1 rRNA gene is annotated in these 1,271 nt (G+C 54.9%); it reads left to right on the forward strand.

Annotated elements, in window-relative coordinates:
• Window positions 1-1,271 (forward strand): 23S ribosomal RNA (locus tag AC1VOR_RS22950); the annotation flags it as partial.

The raw sequence follows: 1,271 nt of genomic DNA on the forward strand, positions 1-1,271 counted from the left end.
TAAGGCTGGGCTGTGATGGGGAGTGAAAATTACAGTAGCGAAGGTCATGATCTCAGACTGCCAAGAAAAGCCTCTAACCAGGAGAAGGTGCCCGTACCGCAAACCGACACAGGTAGGCGAGAAGAGAATTCTAAGGCGCGCGGAAGAACTCTCGTTAAGGAACTCGGCAAAATGACCCCGTAACTTCGGGAGAAGGGGTGCCCCGGTAGTGTGAATAGCACGAGGGGGCCGCAGTGAAAAGGCCCAAGCGACTGTTTAGCAAAAACACAGGTCTGTGCGAAGCCGCAAGGCGAAGTATACGGGCTGACGCCTGCCCGGTGCTGGAAGGTTAAGGGGAGCGGTTAGGAGCAATCCGAAGCTGTGAACCGAAGCCCCAGTAAACGGCGGCCGTAACTATAACGGTCCTAAGGTAGCGAAATTCCTTGTCAGGTAAATTCTGACCCGCACGAATGGCGTAACGACTTGGGCGCTGTCTCAACGAGAGATCCGGTGAAATTTTAATACCTGTGAAGATGCAGGTTACCCGCGACAAGACGGAAAGACCCCATGGAGCTTTACTGCAGCTTGATATTGGACTTTGATACGATTTGTACAGGATAGGTGGGAGCCTAGGAAGAGGGAGCGCAAGCTTCCTTGGAGGCGCCGTTGGGATACCACCCTGATCGTATCGGAGTTCTAACCTGGTACCGTGATCCGGTATGGGGACAGTGTCAGGCGGGCAGTTTGACTGGGGCGGTCGCCTCCTAAAGAGTAACGGAGGCGCCCCAAGGTTCCCTCAGAATGGTTGGAAATCATTCGCAGAGTGCAAAGGCAAAAGGGAGCTTGACTGCGAGACTGACAAGTCGAGCAGGGAGGAAACTCGGGCTTAGTGATCCGGTGGTACCGCATGGAAGGGCCATCGCTCAACGGATAAAAGCTACCCTGGGGATAACAGGCTTATCTCCCCCAAGAGTCCACATCGACGGGGAGGTTTGGCACCTCGATGTCGGCTCATCGCATCCTGGGGCTGAAGTAGGTCCCAAGGGTTGGGCTGTTCGCCCATTAAAGCGGTACGCGAGCTGGGTTCAGAACGTCGTGAGACAGTTCGGTCCCTATCTGTCGTGGGCGTAGGAAATTTGAGAGGAGCTGTCCTTAGTACGAGAGGACCGGGATGGACGCACCGCTGGTGTACCAGTTGTTCCGCCAGGAGCATAGCTGGGTAGCTAAGTGCGGAAGGGATAAGCGCTGAAAGCATCTAAGCGTGAAGCCCCCCTCAAGATGAGATTTCCCAA

The sequence above is a fragment of the Paenibacillus sp. 1SOY10 genome, from assembly GCF_056836745.1.